The sequence below is a fragment of the Meiothermus luteus genome, assembly GCF_003574085.1.
GTDB classification, from domain to species: Bacteria; Deinococcota; Deinococci; order Deinococcales; family Thermaceae; genus Meiothermus; species Meiothermus luteus.
This window is the reverse complement of the sequence record NZ_QWKZ01000043.1, coordinates 1-22,245: the sequence shown is the minus strand read 5'-3', so window position 1 is coordinate 22,245 and position 22,245 is coordinate 1. Positions and strand designations below refer to the sequence as shown.

The 22,245-nt window shown below is 67.0% G+C and carries 16 protein-coding genes; 8 read left to right on the top strand and 8 right to left on the bottom strand.

All coding sequences use genetic code 11. The features are described 5' to 3' along the window. Positions 1–1,051 (bottom strand): DNA polymerase III subunit gamma/tau (gene dnaX, locus Mlute_RS07920; protein WP_119360179.1); only part of this gene is annotated, 1,051 nt, incomplete at its 3' end. A gap of 110 nt (positions 1,052–1,161) precedes the next feature. On the opposite strand from dnaX, the gene Mlute_RS07915 reads away from it, so the two are divergent. Genes Mlute_RS07915 through Mlute_RS07905 form a run of 3 tightly spaced genes read left to right on the top strand, consistent with a single transcriptional unit; the run spans position 1,162 to position 4,195 of the window. Then, entirely contained in the window at positions 1,162–1,359 is a 198-nt protein-coding gene (locus tag Mlute_RS07915) for a CopZ family metallochaperone (protein ID WP_119360178.1), read from the top strand. A gap of 1 nt (position 1,360) precedes the next feature. Beyond that, positions 1,361–1,645, top strand: coding sequence for a metal-sensitive transcriptional regulator (locus tag Mlute_RS07910; RefSeq protein ID WP_119360177.1), 285 nt, complete (start codon positions 1,361–1,363; stop codon positions 1,643–1,645). A gap of 51 nt (positions 1,646–1,696) precedes the next feature. After that, positions 1,697–4,195: a heavy metal translocating P-type ATPase gene (locus Mlute_RS07905; RefSeq protein ID WP_119360176.1), complete on the top strand. Its 2,499-nt coding sequence runs from the start codon at positions 1,697–1,699 to the stop codon at positions 4,193–4,195. On the opposite strand, the gene Mlute_RS07900 is transcribed toward Mlute_RS07905, so the two are convergent. Beyond that, positions 4,137–4,517: a hypothetical protein gene (locus tag Mlute_RS07900; protein WP_119360175.1), complete on the bottom strand. Its 381-nt coding sequence runs from the start codon at positions 4,515–4,517 to the stop codon at positions 4,137–4,139. The two genes, Mlute_RS07905 and Mlute_RS07900, sit on opposite strands and share 59 nt — an antisense overlap. Positions 4,518–4,594: 77 nt before the next feature. Here Mlute_RS07900 and Mlute_RS07895 point away from each other — a divergent pair, with 77 nt between their 5' ends. Then, positions 4,595–5,185, top strand: a complete 591-nt coding sequence (locus Mlute_RS07895) for a DUF305 domain-containing protein (protein WP_119360174.1) — start codon at positions 4,595–4,597, stop codon at positions 5,183–5,185. Here Mlute_RS07895 and Mlute_RS07890 read toward each other — a convergent pair. The 3 genes from Mlute_RS07890 to Mlute_RS07880 form a co-directional block, all read right to left on the bottom strand. After that, a complete protein-coding gene (locus Mlute_RS07890; RefSeq protein WP_119360173.1) occupies positions 5,178–7,124 on the bottom strand; it encodes a GGDEF domain-containing protein in 1,947 nt (648 codons plus the stop codon). The two genes, Mlute_RS07895 and Mlute_RS07890, sit on opposite strands and share 8 nt — an antisense overlap. A gap of 296 nt (positions 7,125–7,420) precedes the next feature. Continuing rightward, complete coding sequence (locus Mlute_RS07885; protein ID WP_119360172.1) at positions 7,421–8,335, bottom strand: hypothetical protein; 915 nt, start codon at positions 8,333–8,335, stop codon at positions 7,421–7,423. 69 nt (positions 8,336–8,404) lie between these two features. Then, a complete protein-coding gene (locus Mlute_RS07880; protein ID WP_119360171.1) occupies positions 8,405–10,072 on the bottom strand; it encodes an HsdM family class I SAM-dependent methyltransferase in 1,668 nt (555 codons plus the stop codon). Between the two features lie 131 nt (positions 10,073–10,203). Here Mlute_RS07880 and Mlute_RS07875 point away from each other — a divergent pair, with 131 nt between their 5' ends. Further along, on the top strand, positions 10,204–10,839 hold the full coding sequence (locus tag Mlute_RS07875) for an AzlC family ABC transporter permease (protein WP_245958898.1): 636 nt from the start codon (positions 10,204–10,206) through the stop codon (positions 10,837–10,839). Next, on the top strand, positions 10,836–11,162 hold the full coding sequence (locus tag Mlute_RS07870) for an AzlD domain-containing protein (RefSeq protein ID WP_119360169.1): 327 nt from the start codon (positions 10,836–10,838) through the stop codon (positions 11,160–11,162). The genes Mlute_RS07875 and Mlute_RS07870 overlap by 4 nt, the downstream gene beginning before the upstream one ends. 7 nt (positions 11,163–11,169) lie before the next feature. Here the strand turns inward: Mlute_RS07870 and glmS are convergent, their stop codons facing one another. Next, complete coding sequence (gene glmS, locus Mlute_RS07865) at positions 11,170–12,984, bottom strand: glutamine--fructose-6-phosphate transaminase (isomerizing) (protein WP_119360168.1); 1,815 nt, start codon at positions 12,982–12,984, stop codon at positions 11,170–11,172. A 593-nt stretch (positions 12,985–13,577) separates the two neighbouring features. On the opposite strand from glmS, the gene Mlute_RS07860 reads away from it, so the two are divergent. Continuing rightward, positions 13,578–16,346 (top strand): S-layer homology domain-containing protein, encoded by a 2,769-nt coding sequence (locus Mlute_RS07860; protein WP_119360167.1) that lies wholly within the window; start codon positions 13,578–13,580, stop codon positions 16,344–16,346. A 47-nt stretch (positions 16,347–16,393) separates the two neighbouring features. Here the strand turns inward: Mlute_RS07860 and Mlute_RS07855 are convergent, their stop codons facing one another. After that, entirely contained in the window at positions 16,394–18,421 is a 2,028-nt protein-coding gene (locus Mlute_RS07855) for a M3 family metallopeptidase (RefSeq protein WP_119360166.1), read from the bottom strand. A gap of 58 nt (positions 18,422–18,479) precedes the next feature. Continuing rightward, a complete protein-coding gene (gene typA / locus Mlute_RS07850) occupies positions 18,480–20,267 on the bottom strand; it encodes a translational GTPase TypA (RefSeq protein WP_119360165.1) in 1,788 nt (595 codons plus the stop codon). Positions 20,268–20,620: 353 nt separating this feature from the next. On the opposite strand from typA, the gene Mlute_RS07845 reads away from it, so the two are divergent. Then, on the top strand, positions 20,621–22,245 hold a 1,625-nt coding region (locus tag Mlute_RS07845; RefSeq protein ID WP_119360164.1), incomplete at its 3' end, for a ribonuclease catalytic domain-containing protein.

Genomic DNA, 22,245 nt, shown 5'->3' with positions numbered 1-22,245 from the left:
CCACCGGGGCCGGGGCTGGCCGGGGGTGGAGGGCTTGGTGGGCGCTCAGCAGGGCCAGCTCGAGCGAGAGCGCGTCCGAGCGCTTAGAAAGCCTCTCTAAAGCCTCGTCCAGCGCGGTCATGGCTGCTACCAGCCGCTCCTCGGGCCCTTCCAGGTGGGGGCCTTGGGCAAGCCCCATGCGGGCGTAAAGCCCGGCCCGGAAGGCCTCCAGCAAACCCCCGGCCAAGGTGCGGGCTGCGAAGCCCTGGGTGTAGAGCCGCCTGGCCTCCTCCAGGGCTTCCCTAAGCCGGCCCCGGTCCAGCCCCTCGGCCAGGGCGAAGAGGGCCTCTTGGGGGGGTAGGCCCAGGGCCTCCTCGGTCTTCTTGAGGGTGATGGGGCCTTCTAGGGTCAGGAGGCGATCCAGCAGGCTCTCGGCGTCGCGCATGGCCCCGTCGGCCAGCCGGGCTATGAGGGAGAGGGCCTGGGGCTCGGCCTCTCGGCCTAGGCCTTTGAGGATACGCCCCAGCTTTTCCACGATTTCGCCCTCGGAAAGCCGCCGGAAGCGGAAGTGCTGCGTGCGGGAGAGGATGGTGGGGGGCATCCGCTCCGGCTCGGTGGTGGCGAAGACAAAGATGACGTGTGGTGGGGGTTCTTCCAGGGTCTTCAAAAGCGCGTTGAAGGCGCTTTTGGACATCATGTGGGCCTCATCCAGGATGATCACCTTTCGCGGGCCCAGGATGGGGGAGAGCAGGACGCGCTCCCGCAGTTCCCGCACGTCCTCCACCGAGTTGTTTGAGGCCGCGTCAATTTCCAGCACATCGGGGTGGCGCCCTTCCCGCACCAGTCGGCAGCCCTCGCACTGGCCGCAGGGCTTGGGCTCCTGGGCGCAGTTCACCGCTTGGGCGATGAGCCGCGCGCTGCTGGTTTTGCCTACCCCGCGGGGCCCTGAGAACAGGTAGGCCTGGGCCAGCCGCCCGGAGCGAATCGCCTGGGTAAGGACCTCCTTGACATGCTCCTGGCCCACCATCTCGTCGAAGGTGCTGGGGCGGGCCTGGCGGTATAGGGCGCTCACGGCCCTTAGCTTAAGGCCCCCGTGGAAAAGCGCAAGGCTCGGCGCTGGCCCCCTGGGAATTGTGCCGCCCGCTACCCCACTCCACCTGGGGTGGGATATGCTGGAGGGGTATGGTTACGCTCAAAATTGAAGGCATGAGCTGCAACAACTGCGTTCGGCACGTCACCGAAGCCCTGAAGAAGGTAGCGGGCGTGGAGCGGGTAGAAGTCTCGCTGGAGGAAGGCCGGGCCACCGTAAGCGGCAGCGCACCGGTGGAAAAACTGATTGAGGCGGTGGAGGAAGAGGGCTACACCGCCCGGGTGGCCTAAGATGACCCACGAGCACACCCTGCACCTAGACCCCAAGGTGCGGCAGGAGGCCCGCAACCGCCTGCTCTCGGCCAAGGGGCACCTCGAGGGCATCCTCAAGATGCTCGAGGGCGAGCCCTACTGTGTAGACGTGCTCAAGCAAATCAAGGCGGTGCAGGGGGCTTTGGACAAGGTGGGGGATATGGTGCTCAAGAGCCACCTCGAGCACCACGTGGCCAGCGCCGCCGTGCGGGGCGATACCCAGCAAATGGTCGAGGAACTCATGGAAGTGCTGAAGTATCGGTAGCCGCATGGGGTTTCTCCGGCTATTGACCACGGGCTATCGGCCGTTGACGTTATGAGCAAAGAACTTCAAATCGGCGTTCAGGGCATGACCTGCGCGGCCTGTGTGAACCGCGTGGAGCGGGGCCTGCAAAAGGTGGAGGGGGTGGAGCTGGCCCAGGTCAACCTGGCCACCGAGCGGGCCAGCGTGGTCTACGACCCAGAGAAGACCAGCCCAGCGGCCCTGGTGGAGCGGGTTCGGGAGGCCGGCTACACCCCGGTGGTGGCCGAGGTGGCGTTCGGGGTTACCGGCATGACCTGCGCGGCCTGTGCGGCGCGGGTGGAGCGGGCCTTGAAGAAGCTGGACGGGGTGCTGGAGGCCAGCGTTAACCTGGCCACCGAACGGGCCACGGTCAAGTTCCTTCCGGCCAGCACGGGCTTAGCCCAGCTCAAGCGGGCGGTGCGCGAGGCGGGCTACGGGGTGCTCGAGCTGGAAGCAGGCCAGGGCCGCGCCGATGCAGAACGCGAGGCCCGGCAGCGGGAAATCGCTGCGCTTGGGCGGGCTTTCGCAATTGCGGCTTGCTTTTCGCTGCCGCTTTTATTGCTGGCCATGCTGCCGATGCTCTGGATGCCGGCCCACATGTTCTTGCGCTCACTCTTCCCCGAGCCGGTGTGGAACGGGGTGATGCTGGCCCTGGCCACCCCGGTGCAGTTTGGGCCGGGGCTGCGCTTCTACCGCCACGGCTGGGCGGCCCTGCGTGCGCGCTCGCCCGACATGAACAGCCTGGTGATGATCGGCACCTCGGCGGCCTATCTCTATAGCCTTGGGGTGGTGCTTTTCCCGAGCCTCTTCCCCCCCCAGGCCCGGCACGTCTACTTTGAGGCCTCGGCGGTGGTCATCACCCTGGTCTTGCTGGGCAAGTACCTCGAGGCCATCGCCAAGGGCCGCACCTCCGAGGCCATGAAGAAACTCCTCTCCTTGCAGGCCAAGACCGCGCGGGTGGTGGAGGGGGGGCTCGAGCGGGAAATCCCGGTGGACGAGGTGCTGCCGGGCGACCTGGTGGTGGTGCGCCCGGGCGAGCGGATTCCGGTGGACGGGGTGGTGGTCTCGGGACAGAGTTACGTAGATGAGTCCATGATCACCGGCGAGCCCACCCCGGTGCGCAAGACCGAAGGGGCCCGGGTGGTAGGGGGCACCCTCAACCAGACCGGGGCCTTCACCTTTCGGGCCACCGCGGTAGGGGCCGACACCGTGCTGGCCCGGATTGTCAAGCTGGTGGAGGCCGCCCAGGGCTCCAAGCCCCCCATCCAGAACCTGGCCGACCGGGTGGTGGCGGTGTTCACCCCCATCGTGCTGGGCATCGCCCTGCTCACCGCCGGAGCGTGGCTCCTGTTTGGGGGGGAAAACGCCCTGACCTTCGCCCTGGTCAACACGGTGGCGGTGCTGATCATCGCCTGTCCCTGCGCCATGGGCCTGGCCACCCCGGTGAGCCTCATGGTGGGCAGCGGCAAGGCCGCCCTGATGGGCATCCTCTTCCGCCGGGGCCAGGCCCTGCAGGCCCTGCAAGAGGCCCGGGTGGTGGCCTTCGACAAGACCGGCACCCTCACCAAGGGCCGGCCCGAGCTCACCGACCTGCGGGTGGCCGAGGGCCTGGACGAGGCCGGGGTGCTCCGGCTGGTGGCCTCCCTCGAGCAGCAATCCGAGCACCCGGTAGCCCAGGCCATCGTGAGGGCAGCCAAACAGCGTGGGCTCGAGCTGGCCGAGCCGACGGGCTTTGAGGCCCTCCCCGGCTTTGGGGTGGGCGGATGGGTGGAGGGCCACCGGGTGGAGGTGGGGGCCGAACGCTACATGGCGCGGCTGGGCCTGGAGCCGGGCCCCCTGGCCCCCTTGGCCCGGCGCCTGGCCGAGGCCGGCAAGACCTCGCTCTACGCCGCGGTGGACGGGAGGCTGGCGGCGGTGCTGGCCGTGGCCGACCCCCTCAAGGAGGAGGCCCCCGAGGCCATCGCCCTGCTGCACCGCCAGGGCTTCAGGGTGGCCATGATTACCGGGGACGACGCCCGCACCGCCCAGGCCATCGCCCGCCAACTGGGCATAGACGAGGTGCGGGCCGAGGTACTCCCTGAGGGCAAGGCCGGTGCAGTGCGGCGGCTTCAGGAGGAGGGCCATAAGGTGGCCTTTGTGGGCGACGGCATCAACGACGCCCCGGCCCTAGCCCAGGCCGATGTGGGGCTGGCCATCGGCACCGGCACCGACGTGGCCATAGAGACCGCCGATGTGATTCTAATCTCGGGCGACCTGCGCGGGGTGCCCAACGCCATCGCGCTCTCGCGGGCCACCTTGCGCAACATCCGGCTCAACCTGTTCTGGGCCTTCGCCTACAACGTCGTGCTAATCCCGGTGGCCGCGGGGGCGCTTTACCCCTTTACCGGCTGGCTGCTCTCGCCGGTGTTGGCCGGGGCGGCCATGGGCCTCTCGTCGCTTTTCGTGCTCTCCAACGCACTACGCTTGCGCGGCTTCAGGCCGCCTTTTGCCAGGGTGGAGCTGCCCGTGGGAAGGCCAGCGCTGGGGGTCTAGGATGTTTGGCTGGGCTGGGCTTCGGGGCTGGGTTGTGGTGGGCGCAGCTTTGTTGGTGCCCCTGGGATGCCCGCACCATCGGCCCCACCCCGTCCACCTCGGCGGGCCGATGGCCCAGGAGGAGAGCCACCGCGCGCACCCGGCCAAGGCCGCCCAGGCCTGGCTCGAGCCCGGTTTCCAGGGCCAGCCCCACCTGGGTCTCCTGTGCCCTGGGCCTTGCTACCACCACCGCCCAGCGGCCTTTGTTGTGAGGGCAGAAGGGCACAGGGCCGGCCTCGAGGCACTCCCGCAGCCCCCCTCGGCGGTTTTGCCCGTGACTCATCCCCCGCCCGAAAGGGCAGAGTGTGCGTGCGATTTCGGTATTTAGGCTTCTGGCTTTGTTTGGCAAAGGAGTGAACGATGCACCTGAAACTTAGGGTAGTGCTGATGGTTTTGCTGGCGGGGGTAGGCCTGGCCCAGATGGACCACGGCGCCCACGGCGGTATGGCCATGCGATCCATGGCCGAGCTGGGCAGGCTCTCGGGCAAGGAGTTTGACATCGCCTACATGTCCATGATGATCGAGCACCACAAAGGCGCGGTGGAGATGGCGGGGGCCATCCTTAAGGTCTCCAAGGATGCCCGCATCCGCAAGGCGGCCCAGGAGATTGTGGCCGTACAGAACAAGGAAATAGCGCAGCTGACCGGATGGCTCAAATCCTGGTATGGCCTAGCCCCCAGCCAGCGCTACATGCAGATGATGCGGGACGATATGAAGCCCATGATGGAGGCTTCCATGATGGGGATGCAGGCCATGCCCGGTCACCAGATGCCGGTAGACCGGGCCTTTCTGGAGGGTATGATTCCCCATCACCAAGACGCGGTGGACATGTCCCAGGCCTGCTTGCAGAAGGCCGCCCGGGCCGAACTCAAGCGCTTCTGCCAGGGGGTCATTGCGGTGCAAAGCCGCGAGATTGAGCAATACCGGCAGTGGTTGAGAACCCTTAGGTAAGCACCTCTTTTAGCCGAAGGGAGAGCAGCGCCTCCACCACCTCGGGGGCGAAGCGCTGGGGCTGCTCCTCCCGGAGGGCCGAGAGGGCCTCCTCCAGGCTCTGGGCAGGGCGCCCTTCGGCTCCTTTCAGGGCCTGGGTTAGCCAGTGGGCCACCTGGAGCACCCGCACCGCCTGAGGGATGGGCTCCCCAGCCCGGCCTAGGGGGGGGCCGCCCTCCCAGGGGTGGTGGAGGAAGACCAGCAACCGCGCTGACTCCCGCAGCAACCCGTCTGAGAAGGTGGGGCCTGGGGCAGGGGGAATCTCCCCTAGGGTGAGTTGGAGCAGGTAGCAACTCGCCTGGAGCACCTCTAGCTCCTCGGGGGTAAGCTGCAGGGCCTGGCCTAGGTGGCGGGCCAGCCGGACCAGGGGGGTTTCGTACTGGGCCAGGTGGCTGGAGGACACGGAGGCCCGATGCTTGCGCAGGGCTTTGTCCTGATACATCCGGTCGTCGGCCAGCCGCCAGAGGGCCTCGGTCTCCGAGGCCTCGCTGGGGTAGACCGCATACCCCAGGCTGACCTGGAGGTAAACGCTCTCCGAAACCCGGACCTCCTCCACAAGGGCCCGGTAGCGCTCTGCGATGCGGTTGGGGTTGAGGTCGCGGGGGGCCTCAATGATCAAGGCGAACTCGTCGCCCCCCAATCGGTAGGCCCGGTCGCCCGCCCGGGCCCGGGAGCGCAGCACCCCGCCCAGCCGCACCAGTACGTGGTCGGCGTGGACATGCCCGAAGGTGTCGTTGATGCCTTTGAAGCCGTCCAGGTCAAGGACCACCAGCATCGCCAGGCGTTCGCTCGGCCGATGGGGCAGCTTTTCCAGGTCGTGTTCAAAGGCTCGGCGATTGCCTAGCCCGGTTAGGGGGTCGGTAAATGCGGCCCAGGCCAGCTCCTGCCGCAAGGCCCACTCCCGCTGCACCACCCCCAGGGCGTTTGCCATCTCCGTCAGGAAATCCAAGGTTTGGCCGTTTGGGAACCAGCCCGGCTGGTTGCTGAAAAGCAGCAGGGCCTGGCTTTGGTAGGGGACGGGCAGGATGAACAGGCTGCGGAGCCCGGCCTCCACCAATTCGGGACGGCGTCCAGGGTACAGGTCGTAGCGCGGCAGGCCGATGCGTTGTCCCCCCCCTAGGCATTCGGCCAGGACGGGCCCCAGGGCTGCCTCAACCGGCAACCCAGCCCCCCATCCAGCCTGGACCAGGGTGTGTACCCGGCCTTCTTCAAGGGCCACCAGCCGGGCCCCATCGGCTCGAGAGAGGCGGGCGGCCTCCTCCAGGGCGTCCAGGAGCCTGAGCCCTAGCCAGGAGGCCACTTCCGACGCCTCGAGGGGATGCGGGTTTTCCGGCTCCGGGTGGCTCAGCAGGGCGTTGATGGCGCGAAGCCAGAGGGCCTGGCGTTCGGTGGTTTCCCAGCGATGGGTCTGCTGGAGGAGGGGGGCTGTGGCCCGTATGAACCGGGCCGCCCTTTTCACCTGGGCCTCACCCAAGGGGGAGGGGGTGTGCAGGTGCAGCACCGCCCAGACCCGCCCCTCCAGAACCAGAGGCAACAAGAGGTTTTGCCCTTCCCCGGCCTCCTCCAAGGGGGCCGGAGGCTGGGCTAGAAGGTGCGAGAGGAGGTGAGGGCCTACCTCTGCGGCGGGCAGGCCCTGCCTCCACCGGTTCACCGGCCCTGGGTAGACCTCCTGAAAAGTGGCCTCCTCTACCTCCCCCACCTCCTCCGGGCGCATCCCGGCCAGGCCAAGGGCTGCCCGGAGGCTAAAGCGCCCCGCGCCGTCCCTCACCCACCAGAAGGCTTGGGTACCCTCTGGCAGGGTGCGCAGCAGCTCCGAAAGGACCCCCTCCCAGGCTTGGCTGGGGCTGTCTAGGGGCTCGAGGAGGCCCTTAGAGAACTTTAGGCGGCGGTAGACGGACATCTCCACCCCCTAGCCCAAGAGCCCTTTCTTGCCAGCGGGGCCGCTCCTTTCTTGGGGTAGACGGGGGCTTCAGACCAGTGTGGTCTTGGATGGTTTGGCTTCATTCTATCCCCCACGAAGGGTATTTCTGTAGGAAATATAGCTTTTTGCATGTGGCCTCCTCCTTCAATTTCAATGCTGGCACCTGCCTGGACTCAAATCTAACCGAAGACCCCGGGAGCAGGAGAGGCAAATAGCCGTTACGCCAGCCGAACCGCCCCTTGGGCTGTTACACCCTATGGGTAGGGTTCGGGCCCTCACCGCCGGATGGAGCCCACCGCGCTGATGGCCTGTTCGCCGTTGTCGGTCATCCGAAGCCGCTTGCCCAGTTCGCGCCACCAGGTGTAGGAGGGGCTGTCCAGCCGCCGGGCCTGGGTCAGGTCGGTTTCCTTGCGCCAGGCTTTTAGGCGGAGCAGGAACAGGTTCAAGAACAGGTCGCGGTACTCGGCGCTGGTGCGCCCGATGTGAAAGTGGAAGCGCACCCCGCGGTGCTGCGAGAAGGTGATGATGAGGGGTACCCCCTCCGGGCCCTCCACCGGGATTTCCACGGTGGTGTCGGTGAGGGAGGAGGCGGTGAACTCGTACTCTTCCCGAATCATCCCCAGCTCGAGCAGGATGAGCGCAAAGGCCCGCATCTCTAGGCCATTAATCTCCCGGTAGATGCGGTCAAAGAGGTCGTAGGTGGAGCTGTAGTGGAAAAGCTCCCCTGGCCGCTCGGCCCACCACATGGCGTACTGGCCTTTGGGGGCGCTCAGGGCGGCTTGGATGTAGAGGCGGTCGCGGCGGGCCACGGGCTCTATTTCCGCCGGATAAATAGCCAGAAGGTCATCGGTGCTGTAGAAGACGGGCCGCAGGCGGCCCCATTTTTGGGCCAGCTCGTAGACCGCCACATAGTGCGCAGCGGCTTTTTCGTCGGCCACAGGGTAGAAGAAGAGGTCGTACTCGAGCTCCCCGTCCCGCACCCGCAGGGGTATTTCCACGACGCCCTCCCGCGTGAGGCGGAGCACATCGGCCTCCAGCACCTGGATTCCCGAGCGGCGAAACACCGTTTCTATGGTGGTGGAGAACAGCAGCCGGTTGGCGGTCTGCACCTCCGGGGCGTTGCTGGGAATCAGGCCCTCGAGCCGGACCCGGGGCCAGTGGGCTGGGGCGTTGGTGTGGAGCTCTAGCATAGACGTTGGAACCTCCCCGCGTCCTTTAGGGTAACCGGGGAAAAGTCGGCCCGCTGTGACATTTGCGGCCTAGCGCTTCCCTCGCCGCTCCTTCAGGAGCCGCTGGGCCTGGGCCAGTAGGGCTACCTCTCCCTTGCTAAGGCCAAGCCCTTCCTGTAGGACCACCTGGTCGGCCAGAGCCCGGGCCTCCTCCGGTCGGCCTTCCCGAAGCAGGGCGTCCAGCTCAAGGGCCAGCTCCAGAAGCCGTTTTGGCGCCAGCCCAGCCCCGGCCAGCAGAACCTGCTCGGCCTCGGCCGGCTCGAGCTTGAGGGCCCCTCCGCCCAGGGGGTGCCCCTCGAGTTCCGCGCTGAGCCGGGTGAGGGAGGTCTGCCAAAGCGCGGCCAGGGCCAGGGCGCTCTGGCCGGGGGCCTTGAGCCGCAGCCCATGCAGGCTGTTGGGGGCCACAGCCCCCGCTTCGTTCACCGCCAGGTGGGGCGAGCCTTGGCCCATATAGGCTAAAAAGGCGTCGGGCCTCCCGACGTAGGGCACGCTGTACCAAGGACGGCGGGTCCGGCACTTGTAAGCCTGGGGGACGCCCGCGGCCTGGCCCTTGGCCAAGTAGGCCCGCACCCCGGGGGGCAGCGGGGCCTCGGGGGGTAGGTGCAGCAGGAACCCCGCTTGGCCCCTCGAGGTGGCCTGCGCCCAGTCGGTTTGGGTGAAGCACAGCCCCTTCAGCGCCCTGGCCCGCCACACCGAGGGCTTCAGGAACTGGGGAGGAATGCCCCAAGCGCCCGCCCCCTCAGGGCTCAGGTGGAAGAAGCCGTTGTTCCCGGTCACGTAGCCGATGCCGACCTCGGCCACCTCCCCCAGCCGGAAGGTCTGGGGGGCCTTGGCCAGAGCTTCGTAGAGCCCCCGCGCCCCTTGGGGGAGCCGGTGAAAGGGCAGCCGCCCCCCAGCGCCAGGAACCCAAAGCCGCTTTGGGCCCTTTTCACCCTCCGGCGGGAGCCGCAGGTCCTCCAGGTCGGCGGGGCCCTCCAGCTCCAGGAGGTAGGCCGGCGCTGCCGAGGGGGTTCCCTGGCCCCCCTGCCGGCCTTCGGCCAGCAAGAGCAGGGCGTCCTGGCCCAGGCGGGGGAACAGCCGCTCGCGGAAGCTTATCAGCCAGAGCCGCTCAAAAGCCCTCTTCAGGTACTCGAGGACCGGCTGGGCGTACTGGGCGTGCCCCAGCTCGGCGGGGAGGACCATTGCGAGCCGCCCGCCGGGCTTCAGAAAGGCCGTGGCGTGGACCAGAAAGGCCGCCCACGAGCCGGCCCGCCCGCTGAGCCGCACCCCCTGCTCGGCGGCCCGCAGAAGGGCCTTTTTCCGCCCCAAAAAGCGCTGGTAGCGGATAAAGGGAGGGTTCCCCACCACGGCGTCCACCCGCAGCGCGGTGGGGCTGAGCTCAAAGAAGTCGGCGCACAGGAGGTGGTCCGGCGGTATGGAAAAGTGGGCTTCCAGCACCCTCGCCGCGCGGCTGTGGGCTTCCTGGTCCACCTCCACGCCGAAGAGCTGTCGGTCCGGGTGGCCCCTCATTTCCCCTAGCCGCTCGGCCGCCGCGGCCAGAAAGACCCCCCCGCCGAAGGCTGGGTCGGCCAGGGTTTCGTGGGGGGCCCGCAAGGCCCAGCGCACCAGAAAGCGGGCCACCCGCGCGTTGGTGTAGTAGGCCCCCAGGGCCTTGGCGGCCTCGCCCCGAGGGGAGATGGTGAGCGCGTCCAGGGTCATGCCCAAATGCTACCCGGTGGACCCGTGGCTTTACCTACCGGGGGCTCTTTTGGCAAGCTTAGGGGGCTATGGGGTCTGCCGGTCCTGCATCCGCTTTCTCGCGTGGAATTTTAGCCTCGCTGCCGCTCTTGGTGGGCATCCTTCCCTTTGGGCTGGTCACCGGTATCGCAGGCCTTCAGGTGGGGCTAAGTCCCCTAGAGGTAACCCTGATGTCGGCAATGGTCTTTGCGGGGGCCGCGCAGCTCGTAGCCCTGCAGCTCATCGGGGCAGGGGCCTCGGCCCTTTTCGTCTGGCTGGCTACCCTGGTGGTCAACCTGCGCTACTTGATGTACAGCAGTTCCCTGGCCGGGCCCTTGGGGGCCCTCTCCAGCCGCCTGAAGCCCCTGGCCGCCTTTTTGATGGTGGACCAGAACTTTGCCCTGGCCCTGAGCCAGTACGGAGCGTTGGGGCCCCGGCTCACCCCCTGGTTTTACCTGGGCTCCGGGGCCCTGTTGTGGCTTGGCTGGGTGGGGTCCACCTACCTGGGGGCGTTCCTGGGGGCGCGGCTGCCCGAGGCCTGGTCGCTGGACTTTGCGGTGCCGCTCTGCTTTTTGGTGCTGTTGGTGCCGGCGGTGCAGGACAGACCTAGCCTGGCTGCGGCGCTGGTGGGTGGGCTGTTCTCCACCGCTTTGGCCGGGCTACCCTATCGCTCGGGGCTTTTCATCGGGGCTCTGGCGGGGATTGGCGCAGGGGTATGGCTGGAGAACCGGACAAGGAGGCGAGGGTGAGTGGCCTCGAGTTCTACCTCACCCTCTTGGGCATGGCCCTCATCGCCTTCGCGCTGCGCTACGGACCAATGGCGATGCTGGGGCGCGCCCACCTACCCCCCGGCCTGCAGCAGGCCCTGCGGTACGTGCCTGCTGCTACCCTGGCCGGGCTGGTCTTTCCCGCCCTGCTGGCCCCCGGGGGGCGGTGGGCCCTTGGGCCCCACAACGAGCACCTGCTGGCGGGCCTGGCGGCGGCCTGGGTGGCCTGGCGCTATAGGAACGCCCTCCTCACAATCCTGGTGGGCATGGGGGCCCTGTGGCTTCTGCGGGGGATGGGGCTATAGGCCAGCCTCACTCCACCGTTACGCTCTTGGCCAGGTTGCGGGGCTGGTCCACGTCGCGCCCCAGGAGCACCGCGGTCTCGTAGGCCAGGAGCTGCAGCGGCACCACGCTCACCACCGGGGCCAGCAGGTGGTGGATTTTGGGCACGTAAATTACGTCCTGAGCAAACTTTTGCACTTCGGTGTCGCCCTCCGTGGCCACCGCAATCACCCGCCCACCCCGGGCCCGCACCTCTTGGATGTTGGAGAGGGTCTTCTCGTAGAAGGGGCTCTGGGTGGCGAGCACCACCACCGGCAGGCGCTCGTCAATCAGGGCGATGGGGCCGTGCTTCATCTCGCCCGCCGGGTAGGCCTCGGCGTGGATGTAGCTGATCTCCTTGAGCTTGAGGGCCCCTTCGTAGGCGGTGGGGGCCTGGATGTGCCGCCCCAGGAAGAGGTAGTCCTGGGCCTGGTGGTACTTCTCAGCGATATGGGCAATGTGGGGGCGCCCTTCCAGGGCTTCCTCCACCAGCCGGGGCAGCTTGCGCATCTCGCCCAGGAGTTCCCGGGCGGCCTTTTCGTCCAGCGTGCCTTTGGCCCGGCCCATCCACACCGCCAGCATGGCCATGGCTGCCAGCATGGCGATATAGGCCTTGGTCGAGGCCACGCCAATCTCGGGGCCAGCATGGATGTAGAGGGTATCGTCCACCTCGCGGGTGATGCTGCTCCCCTTGGCGTTGATGACCCCCAGGGTGCCCGCCCCCTTCCGCTTGGCCTCGCGGATGGCCTCCAGGGTATCAATGGTCTCGCCCGACTGACTGATGCAGATGGCCAGGGTTTTGTCGTCCACCACCGGGTCGCGGTAGCGGTACTCGGAGGCCACGTCCACCTCTGTTGGTATGCGGGCCAAAGCCTCCAGCAGATACTTCCCCACCCAGCCCGCGTAGTAGGCGGTGCCGCAGGCCACGATGTGCACCTTGTCGTAGCGGGTGGGCTCGAGCCGCAGGCCCAGTTCCACCCCGGCTTCCTCTTCGTAGAGGCGGCCCCCCAGGGTGTTCTCCAGCACCCGGGGCTGCTCGTAGATTTCCTTGAGCATGTAGTGGGGGTGCCCGCCCTTCTCGGCGGCCTCGAGGCTCCAGTCCACCGTCACCACCTCGCGCTCCACCGGGTTCCCGGCCAGGTCGGTCACCTCGACCCCCTCCCGCCGCACCACCGCCATATCCCCGTCGTGCAAAAAAATCACCCGGCGGGTATACGGCAAAAGGGCCGGCACGTCCGAGGCCACGAAGTTCTCGCCTTCCCCCAGCCCAATCACCAGCGGGCTCACGGTGCGGGCCACCACAATCTCCTCGTGGTCCCGGTGGGCCACCACCAGCGCGTAGGCCCCGTAGGCCTCCGAGAGGGCCAGCCGCACTGCCTCCACCAGGTCGCCGCGGTATTTTTCCTCAATCAGGTGGGCCAGCACCTCGGAGTCGGTCTCGGAGGTAAAGGTGTGCCCCCGGGCAATCAGGCCCTCCTTGAGGGGCAGGTAGTTCTCGATGATGCCGTTGTGGATCACCACAATCTCGCCCCGCTCGGTGGCGTGGGGGTGGGCGTTGGGGTCGGTGGGGGCCCCGTGGGTGGCCCAGCGGGTGTGCCCCACCCCTAGGGTGCCCTGCAGGCGGTGCTCTTTCAGGCTATCGGCCAGTACCTGGAGCTTGCCCGCCTTCTTCACCACCTCCAGGTGCCCGTTGACCTTGACCGCGATGCCCGCTGAGTCGTAGCCCCGGTACTCCAGCCGCTTGAGCCCGTCCAGAATGACCTCGCTCGCCTCACGAAAGCCCACGTACCCTACGATTCCACACATTTTTTGACAACTCCCCAAAACCTGGGGCCTTGGCCCCAGCCTGAAAATCCCTAAACCCCCTGTGTAGGGGCCTGCCGTAGGTCCTTCTTTCGCTCACTCCACTGGGCCCTGCCCTTCGGTTGTCCGGCGCTCACGCCTCCGGCTTTCCCTCGGGGCTTGACCGGCCTCGGCCGGTGGAGAGGGAGGGGCCCACGCCCTGGCGGCATCCGCGGAACCCTTCGACCTTTCGCAGCCTGGCTGCTTATCCCCAAAAGGGGACCGCCACCTCGTGAGGTGAAACACACCCCCTGCGCTCCTCGCTTTTGAAAACCTCCCTTCCGGGGTCTTAATAAACCCCCCACCATATTACCGTTTTTTCGTCTGCAGGCCCGTTCATACTTGACAGCACGATGAGCACGTGGTTATGATGCCCCCGGATGTGCAAGGTGAGAGCTTGGTAAGCCCGGTGAGTGGGCGCGGCTTTTACCGGCCATCTGTTTGCGGAAGGTGGGCTTCTTGGGAGAGGAAACGCGGCAACTCGCCCCGCAACAAGCCTCGCCTCCGCAACCCAAAACCCGCCCGGCCCCAGGCCGAGGGGGGTTTAAGGAGGCAAGATGAAGAGGAAGCTAGTAGTTTACTTGGCTGGGTTGCTGACCGTGCTCGGTCTGGGCTTCGGCCAGGCTCAGTTCTCCGACGTACCCGCCGGACACTGGGCCAAGGAGGCCGTCGAGCGCATCGCAGCCTGCGGGCTTATCACGGGCTTCCCCGACGGGACCTTCCGGGGGAACCAGAACCTGACCCGTTACCAGGCCGCCCTCATCTTCCAGCGCCTGCTGAACGAGATTCAGCAGGGTGGTGAGTGCGTGCGCGGCAGCGGCAACGGACAGGGGCAAGGGGGCTTGAGCGAGGAAGACCTGACCGTCATCCGCAACGCGGTGCAGGAGCTGGCCGCTGAGCTGGCCGCCTTGGGCGTGCGGGTCTCGGCCCTGGAGGACAACGCCGCCACCAAGGACGACATCGCCCGGCTCGAGGCCGCCATTGAGGAGCTCAAGGCCATGCGTGCCCAGCCGGAACCCGCCCCTGGTATGGACGAGGCTGCCCTGGCCGACCTGGCCGACCGGGTAGAGGCTGCCTCGGTGGCCGCCGACACCGCCTTGGCCCAGGCCCAGGTGCTGGCTGAGCGGCTGGACGCTGTGGAAGGCGATGTGGCCGCCCTCAAGACCCAGATCGAGGCCGATGCCGACAGCATCCGGGCCCTCAACGAGCTGGCCGTACTCCTGAACCAGGACGTGCTCAGCCTGCAGGACCGGGTGACCGCGGTGGAGAAGCAGCTTGCCCAGCTCGGTGAGGTGGACTTTGAGGCCTTCGCCAACCGCGAGGATGTGGCTGCCATCCAGGAGTTCGCCACCGCCCTGCGGGCCGACCTGGTGCGCCTGGCCGACCGGGTGAGCGCGCTGGACGCCCGCGTGAGCGGCCTTGACCAGCGGCTGAGCCAGGTGGAGGGCACCCGCCCCAGCCTGACCGGCAGCGTGACCCTGCGCTACGGCTACAACTACACCGAAGGGGCCAACTACGACATCCGCCGTTTGTACCCCAACGTCTGGGATGACTACACCTGGGACGCCAACGACAACGGCCAGACCGTAGACGATGCCGATTTCAACAACGGCGGTGACAACCGGGCCCGGGTCATCACCACCTTCACCGTGGCTCGCACCCCCGGCAGCACCGCCGGCTTCAACTTCCAGGAAGCCCGCATCCAGCTCCGCTGGACCCAGGACGGCGCTCCTCGCCTCGAGGATGCCCTGCCCACCGTTGGTTTCACTCAGAACGTGGCCTCAGGCATTCCGCAGGTAATGGTGGTCTCGGTCAAGGGCAACATTGACGGCCAGCCCTTCAGCATCGCCTACAACCGCTTCAACGCCTTCCGCTTCACCAACTACTTCATGTCCAACGCCGACCCCAACTACACCGCCGGTCTGGGCCGGGGTGTGAAGGTGGACTTCAGCGCCACCAAGGCCCCCTTTAGCCCCACCTACACCGTGGTGTTCGGCGGCACCGGCGACAGCAACTTTGTGGTGGGTGGAAACCCCAGCGGGGTGCGGGACTACTTTGGTATCCGCTCCACCGTCAACCTGCTGGGCCTGACCGCCGGTGTCAACTACGCTGAGTACAACGTGCGTGATGCGCTTAATTCTGGCCGTGCTGGCTTCGCTCTCGACCTGAACGGCAAGCTGTTTGGTCTGCTGGGCCTGGAGGCCGAGTACGTGGCCACCAAGCCGGTCAGCGTGGCCAACTGGGACTTCTCCAACCCCAACGCGGTGGACCAGGCCTCGGTCATCAAGCTCTCCACCAGCTTGGGCCCGGTGAGCATTGAGGCCAACGCTCGCGCCATTGACCCGCAGTTCAAGGAAAGCGGCTACAACGCCAACAACGCCGGTCTCTCTATTGACTTCCAGACCAGCCGCGACAACAAGCGCCCCTACGATGACGACACCCGCGGCTTTGGCGTCAAGGGCACGCTCAACCTGGGTTTTGTCAGCCTGACTGGTCAGATTGACCGGAACACCGACTTCTTCGGTACGGCGGCCAGCACCCAGAACACCCTGGCGGTGGATGTCAACGTCCCGCTCTTTGCTGGCTTCAGCCTGGCCGGGTTCTACTACAACGTGACCGATGCGGGCGGGGCGCTGTTGCCTAGCGGCGCGGTGCTTGACCTGGACAGCAAGTACGGCGGTAGGCTGTCCCACGACGGCAAGGCGGCCAACGCCCTCATCAAGGACCTGAACCTGTTCGCCGAGTACCGCTTCATTGAGACCACTGCAGCGGGCGACTACGACCGCACGGACCTCCTGTTTGGGGCCAAGTACGAGGGCAAGATCGGGCCCTTCGGCATCACCCCCCTCATCTTCTTTGACAGCGCTGGCGGCAGCAGCAGCGGCAGTGAGCTCAAGTTTGGCGCCCAGATCAAGACCGATCCCTTCAACCTGGGTTTCATTAACCCTGGGTTTGAGGGCGCCTATGTCTCCCGCAGCTCTAACATCGGCGGTGCCAGCCGGGGTGAGACCTACTGGTACGCTGGGGTCAGCTTCTCCAACTTCTTCTTCAACGGCGGCACCCTGGCGGTGAAGTACGCCAGCTACTCGGGCACCGGCCTCAACGCTGCGGCCCCCACCCTGGGTGTGGAGGACCACCTCTACGACCACACCACCGGCTACATCTACTCCGATAACACCGGTGCGGTGAACTTCACTCTGACCGGTCTGCTGGTTACCTACCGTTACGCCGGTGTTGGGCTGGACTACCACATGGGCAACCTCAACACCGGTGGTACGGATAACCGCAGCTACGGCTTCCGTATCTCTTATAGCTTCAGCTGGTAAACCCGCTTGAAGCGCAACCCCGCCCGAAAGGGCGGGGTTTTTGGCGTTCAGTCCAGCAGCCCCGAGCGGGCCAGCAGGGCCTTGGGGTCTGGGTCGCGGCCCATGAAGCGGCGGAAAAGCTCGGCGGGCTCGGCGCTGTTGCCCTTGCTCAGGATATGGGCGATGAAGTCCTCTCCGGTTTGGCGGTTGAAGAGGCCCTCGGTCTTGAAGCGGGTGAAGGCATCGGCGTCGAGCACCTCCGACCACTTGTAGGAGTAGTAGCCCCCGGCGTAGCCCACCGGGTGGCCAAACAGGTGAGCGAAGCCGGCCACAAAGGCAAACTCCTCGGGCAGCGGGGCCGGGAAGAAGGGCTGCATGACCCGGCGGGCGTAGGCCACCACATCCCCTTCTGCGGGGGTGTAGTGGACGTGCAGGGCCAGGTCCAGGGTGCCGAAGGCGAGCTGGCGCATGCCCAGGTGGGCGGCCCAGTAGTTGCGGGCCCGCTGCATGCGCTGGTAGAGCGCCTCGGGCAGGGGTTGGCCGGTCTGGTAGTGGCGGGCGAAGAGGTCTAGGGCCTCGCGCTCCCAGCACCAGTTCTCCATGAGCTGGCTGGGCAGCTCTACGAAGTCGCGGGCCACCTGGGTCCCGGCCAGGCTCCTCACCTCCACGCTCGAGAGGGCCAGGTGCAGCAGGTGGCCGAACTCGTGGAAGACCGTCTCCACCTCCCGGTGGGTGAGCAGGGCTGGCTTGTCCCCCACGGGGGGGGTTAGGTTGCCGCAGATGAGGCCCAGGTGGGGCTCAGTGCTTCCATTCTTGCGCACCCCAGCGATGAGGGTGTTCATCCAGGCCCCGCCGCGCTTGTTCTCCCGGGGGTGCCAGTCGGTGAAGAAGCGGCAGATGCGCCGGCCATCCCGGTATATCTCGTAGGTCCTGACCTCGGGGTGCCAGGTGTCTACCCCTCCTACCTCCCGCACCTCCACCCCGAAGACCCGCCGGGCGATTTCAAAGAGCCCTTCCAGCACCTGGGGCAGCGGGAAGTAGGGGCGTAGGGCCTCCTCGTCTAGGTCGTAGAGGGCCTTGCGCTGCTTCTCGGCGTAGTAGGCCAGGTCCCATGGGGCCAGCGGGGGGGCCTGAGGGCCCTCGAGCTGCTCCCGGAAGGCCTGCAGCTCCCTGGCCTCGCGCAGGAAGTGGGGCTCGTAGGCGGCCCGCAGGTCCTCCTCAAACTTCAGGGCCACCTCGGCCCGGCCAGCCATGCGCTTTTCCAGCACGTAGTCGGCGAAGTTGGCGTAGCCCAAAATCTCGGCCTTCTCGCGGCGCAGGGCCAGGATCTCCGCGATGAGGGGCCGGTTGTCGCGGCCGGTTTCGGTGGCCCGGCTGTAGTAGGCCAGGTAGACCCGCTTGCGAAGCTCCGGATCGTCTAGGTAGGTCTGCAGGGCCAGGAAGCTGGGCTGCTGCAGGGTGAAGCGGTAGCCCGAGCGGCCACGGGCCCGGGCGGCTTCCCGGGCCGCCTCGAGGGCGCTTGGGGGCAGCCCGGCCACCTGCTCCTCCTCCAGGTAAAGCTCCCAGGCCGCTGTAGAGTCGGTCAGGTTTTGCTCAAACTGGGTGGTGAGCTCGGAGAGGCGGGTGTTGATGGCCTCGAGCCGGGCCTTCTTCTCTGGGGGCAGGTCGGCCCCCTGGCGGCGGAATTCGTCCAGCCGGAGCTTCAGAAAGCGGGCCCAGTCCGGGCTTAGCTGCTGGGCGGCGGGGCTTTCGGCCAGTTCCTTGAGGGCCTTGTAGAGCTCGCTGGATAGCTGTACCCGGGTGCTGAAGGCGGTGACGGAGGGGATGACCGCCTTGTAGGCGGCGCGCAGCTCGGGGGTGGAGGCCACGCTCTCCAGGTGCGCGACCAGGTTGAAGGCGAAGAACAGCCGCTCGCCCAGCCGATCTAAGGGCCTCAGGGTATTCTCCAGGGTGCGGGGGCCCTGGACCCTTAGGAGGGCCTCGAGCTCTGCCTCGGCCTCGGCCAAGAGGGTTTTTATGGCCGGCTCAACGTGCTGGGGCTGTATCCGGCTAAAGGGGATGTCGTAGCGGATTTCCAGCAGGGGGTTCTCGGACATAGGGCCTCAGTATACGCAAGTCCTGGCCCCCGGAGGCCTACCTCCCCCACAAAGGCTCCTAGACCGGCTCGGCCCGCTTGCGCCGGCTTGGGTCTAAGACCCGCTTCCTCAGCCGAAGGCTTTGCGGGGTGATTTCTAGGAGCTCGTCTGGGGCTAGGAATTCCAGGGCTTCCTCCAGGGAGGGCCGGCGGGGTGGGGTGAGCCTTATATTTTCATCGGACCCCGCCGCGCGGATGTTGGTGAGCTTCTTGTTGATGTTGACGTTCACGTTGAGGTCGCCTTCGCGCACGTGCTCCCCCACAATCATGCCCACGTAGACCTCGGTGCCCGGCTCAATGAAGAAGTTGACCCGCTCCTGCAGGCGGTGGAGGCTGTAGGCATAGGCCACCCCGGCCTCCACCGCCACCGCGCTGCCGGTGGTGCGGATTTCCAGCGGCCCGGCGTGGGGCCCGTAGGCGTGGAAGCTGTGGCTCATCACCCCCTCCCCGCCGGTGAGGCTCAAGAAGAGCGCGCGGAAGCCGAAAAGGGCCCGCGCGGGCGCGGTGAACTCGGCCCGGATGCGCCCGGCCTCCTGCTCCATGTGGACCATCTGGGCTTTGCGCCGCCCCAGGGCCTCCATCACCGGGCCAAAGCGCCCTTCGGGCACGTCTACGACCAGGTACTCGTAGGGCTCCTGGAGCTGGCCTTCCACTTCTTTGAGCAGCACGCTGGGCTGGCCCACGCTCATCTCAAACCCTTCGCGCCGCATGGTTTCCAGCAGCACCGAAAGGTGTAGCTCGCCCCGGCCGTGCAGCTCAAAGGTGTCTGGGGTGACCTCCACCACCCGTAGGGCCACGTTGGTCTCGAGCTCTTTCAAAAGCCGCTCCCGGATTTGGCGGCTGGTGACAAAGCGGCCCTCCCTGCCCGCAAAGGGCGAGGTGTTGGGGGTGAGGGTGATGCTCACCGTGGGCTCGTCCACAGCAAGGCGGGGCAGGGCCTGGGGTGCCTCCCTGGCCGCGATGGTGTCGCCGATTTCCACCCCCTCCATGCCCGCGATGGCCACGATGTCGCCCGGGGCGACCTCCTCCACCTCGAGCCGCTCGAGCCCCCGGTAGGTGAAGAGGGCCGCCGCCTTTTGCTCCCGTACTCCCCGCAGCCCTACCAGGGCCACGCTCTGGTTCCTGCGCAGCCTCCCTCGGTGAACCTTGCCTATGGCGACTCGGCCAAGGTAGCTGGAGTAGTCCAGGTTGGCCACCCGGAGCTGGAAGGGGCCCTCGGCCGCCTGGGGCGCAGGAATGTGCTCCAGGATGGTGGAAAATAGGTCGGAAAGATCGTCCTTGGGGGCCCCTTCCCGCCAGGCCCGCCCCTCCCGTCCGATGGCGTAGAGGTAGGGAAAGTCAAGCTGCTCCTCCGAGGCGCCTAGCTCGGCCATTAGGTCAAAGGTTTCGTTGAGGACCTGGCTGGGCCGGGCGTCCCTCTTGTCCACCTTGTTGACCACCACGATGGGCCTTAGGCCGGCCTCGAGGGCTTTTTTCAGGACAAAGCGGGTCTGGGGCATGGGGCCCTCGGCCGCGTCTACCAGCAGGAGCACCCCATCCACCATGCTCAAAGCCCGCTCCACCTCGCCGCCGAAATCGGCGTGGCCAGGGGTATCCACGATGTTGATTTTTACCCCCGCCCACTCCACCGCGGTGTTCTTGGCCAGAATGGTGATGCCCCGCTCCCGCTCGAGGGCGTTGGAATCCATGACCCGTTCGGCCTCCTCTAGGTTCCGGCTGAGGGCTCTGGCCTGGCGCAACATGGCGTCTACCAAGGTGGTCTTTCCGTGGTCTACGTGCGCGATGATCGCAATGTTTCTGAGTTCCATCAGGGCTCCCTAGCGAGGGCAACCCAAGGATTCTAATTCCCCTCCTTTGGATTTTCAACTTTTGCAGTCGGTCAGCGGGGCAGCACACACAACCTGGACCACGAGCCCGCACGCCGCTCCTTTGGCCATAGCCTGGTGTCCACCTCGGCCCGGGCTAAGCGTCTAGAGCGGGGAGGTGTTAGCGCCTAAGTGCACGCTTAGAGAGTCTACCTGCGGCGCCGCTGTGTACCCTGGGCCTAGCGGGCACATGGGGCATGGGCTGGTGGTTCTGCCTAAGGCTTGGGTAAAAAGGAAAGGCCGGGGACCCGCTACGCAGTTCCCGGCCTTCTAAGACAACTCTAGGAGTTGAGCGCATGTTTTTCAAGCAAGCCCTCGTCGTCTACAAAGGCAAACCCGCCCTGGCCGAGGAAAAAGGGGACCGCTTAGAGCTCACCCTGGCCACCGGGGAGAGGCTTAAGGTGCGCCCCAAGGACGTCCTCCTCCTCCACCCGGGCCCGGCGAGCCTGGCGCTACGGGTGCCGGAAGGGGAGGAGGAGGCGGCCTGGGAGCTCCTCCAAGGGGAGGTGGTGAGCCTGAAGGAGCTCGCCGAGCTCGTCTACGGGACCTACACCCCGGAGGCGGCCTACGGGGCCTACCTCCTGGCGCAGCGGGGAGAGCGCTTCGTCCTGGAAGGGGAAAGGGTGAGGGCCCGCACGGCGGAGGAGCTCGCCGCCTGGCTCCGGGCCCAGCGGGAGAAGGAGGCGCGGGAAAGGGCCTTCCAGGAGGGTGTGGCGAGGATCAGGGCGGGAAGCCCCGCCCCGGAGGACCGCTCCCTCCTCGCCGAGGTGGAGGCGGTGGCCTGGGGGGAGCGGCGGGAAAGCCCGGTGCTTAAGGCCCTTGGCCTTCCCGAAACCCCCGAGGCCGCCCACGGCCTCCTCCTGCGGCTTGGCCTTTGGCGGCGGGAAAACCCCCACCCAAGGCGCCTTGGCCTTCCCTTGGAGGCCCCCCGCCTTTCCCTTCCGCCTTTGCCGGAGGAGGCGCGGGAGGACCTCACCCACCTCCCCGCCTACGCCATAGACGACGAGGGGAGCCAGGACCCCGACGACGCCGTTTACGCTGAGCGGGTGGAAGGGGGCTTCCACCTTTTGGTCCACGTGGCGGACGTGGCCGCCCTGGTGGCCCCGGGAAGTCCCTTGGACCAGGAGGCCCTGCGCCGGGGGGCGAACCTTTACCTGCCCGAGGGCACCGTGCCCATGCTTCCCCTCGAGGCCACGGCCCTTCTGGGCCTCGGTCTACAGCCCGTCTCTCCCGCCCTCACCTTTGAACTTTGGGTCTCCGAGGAGGGGGAGCTTTTGGAGGAGCGGATTTTCCCCAGCTGGGTGCGGGTGGAGCGGCTCACCTACGCCGAGGCGGTGGGCCGCCCGGAGCTCGCTCCTTTGCGGGAGGTGGCGGAGGCCTTCCGCGGGCGGCGCCTCGCCCAGGGCGCCCTGGAGATCTCCCTCCCCGAGGTGAAGGTGCGGGTGGAGGGGGAGGAGATCCGGATCCTTCCCCTCCCGCCCCACGAGAGCCGCATCTGGGTGCGGGAGGCCATGCTCCTCGCCGGCTACGCCGCCGCCCACCTGGCCTTCCGGGAAGGGCTTCCCTTCCCCTACGCCACCCAGGAGGCCCCAAGCCGCAGGGTGGAGGGGGAGGGGCTTGCCGCCATGTGGGAGCAACGGAAGGCCCTGAAGCGGGCCCAGCTCAAGGCCACCCCCGCCCCCCACAAGGGCCTGGGCCTTCCCCTCTACGCCCAGGTGACGAGCCCCTTGAGGCGCTACCTGGACCTGGTGGCCCACCAGCAACTAAGGGCCTGGCTCAAGGGGGAGAGGCCCCTTTCCCAAGCGGAACTCCTGGAGCGGGTGGGGGCGGCGGAGGCGGTGGCCGACCTGGTGCGGGAGGCGGAGCGCAAGAGCAAGCTCCACTGGACCCTCCTGTACCTCATGGCGAAGGGGTACGAAGG

Excerpts from the sequence above, each read along its gene's own strand:
- Mlute_RS07915 (WP_119360178.1), top strand. The coding sequence starts at position 1,162 with ATGGTTACGCTCAAAATTGAAGGCATGAGCTGCAACAACTGCGTTCGG.
- Mlute_RS07910 (WP_119360177.1), top strand. The coding sequence starts at position 1,361 with ATGACCCACGAGCACACCCTGCACCTAGACCCCAAGGTGCGGCAGGAG.
- Mlute_RS07905 (WP_119360176.1), top strand. The coding sequence starts at position 1,697 with ATGAGCAAAGAACTTCAAATCGGCGTTCAGGGCATGACCTGCGCGGCC.
- Mlute_RS07900 (WP_119360175.1), bottom strand. The coding sequence starts at position 4,517 with ATGAGTCACGGGCAAAACCGCCGAGGGGGGCTGCGGGAGTGCCTCGAG.
- Mlute_RS07895 (WP_119360174.1), top strand. The coding sequence starts at position 4,595 with ATGCACCTGAAACTTAGGGTAGTGCTGATGGTTTTGCTGGCGGGGGTA.
- Mlute_RS07890 (WP_119360173.1), bottom strand. The coding sequence starts at position 7,124 with ATGTCCGTCTACCGCCGCCTAAAGTTCTCTAAGGGCCTCCTCGAGCCC.
- Mlute_RS07885 (WP_119360172.1), bottom strand. The coding sequence starts at position 8,335 with ATGCTAGAGCTCCACACCAACGCCCCAGCCCACTGGCCCCGGGTCCGG.
- Mlute_RS07880 (WP_119360171.1), bottom strand. The coding sequence starts at position 10,072 with ATGACCCTGGACGCGCTCACCATCTCCCCTCGGGGCGAGGCCGCCAAG.
- glmS (WP_119360168.1), bottom strand. The coding sequence starts at position 12,984 with ATGTGTGGAATCGTAGGGTACGTGGGCTTTCGTGAGGCGAGCGAGGTC.
- Mlute_RS07860 (WP_119360167.1), top strand. The coding sequence starts at position 13,578 with ATGAAGAGGAAGCTAGTAGTTTACTTGGCTGGGTTGCTGACCGTGCTC.
- Mlute_RS07855 (WP_119360166.1), bottom strand. The coding sequence starts at position 18,421 with ATGTCCGAGAACCCCCTGCTGGAAATCCGCTACGACATCCCCTTTAGC.
- typA (WP_119360165.1), bottom strand. The coding sequence starts at position 20,267 with ATGGAACTCAGAAACATTGCGATCATCGCGCACGTAGACCACGGAAAG.